The 473-nt window shown below is 65.3% G+C and carries 1 protein-coding gene; it reads right to left on the bottom strand.

All coding sequences use genetic code 11. The features are described from left to right. On the bottom strand, positions 1–473 hold a 473-nt coding region (locus tag AB9K35_RS09520), incomplete at both ends, for an NAD(P)(+) transhydrogenase (Re/Si-specific) subunit beta (protein WP_369925594.1).

Consider the following 473-nt stretch of genomic DNA (forward strand, 5'->3'; position numbering starts at 1 on the left):
GCGCCGACCACGATGAGGAGGTCATTGCCAAGCGAGAAGCCGATCGCCGCCGCGGCCCAGCCCGAGTAGCTGTTCAGCATCGACACCACCACCGGCATGTCGGCGCCGCCGATGCCCATGATCAGGTGGTAGCCGATGAACAGCGCTGCCAGCGTCATCAGCAAGAGCGGCAGGAAGGTACCGGAGTTGAAGTACCAGATCAGGCAGACGAAGGAGAGCGCCGCGGCACCGGCGTTCAGCGCGTGACCGCCCGGCAGCTTGGTCGCCGCCGAGGTGACCTTGCCCGCCAGCTTGCCGAAGGCAATCACCGAACCGGTGAAAGTGATGGCGCCGATGAAGATGCCGAGGAACAGCTCCACGCGCAAAAACGCGATCTCGGCCGTGGTCTTCTTGGCGATGAGCTTGGCAAAGGTGCCGAGGTCGTCCGCCGTGCCCGCCGCGGCGGCGGCCGCCACATTGCCGATCTCAAAATG

Source organism: Leisingera sp. XS_AS12 (genome assembly GCF_041224635.1).
In the GTDB taxonomy this organism is placed as follows: domain Bacteria; phylum Pseudomonadota; class Alphaproteobacteria; order Rhodobacterales; family Rhodobacteraceae; genus Leisingera.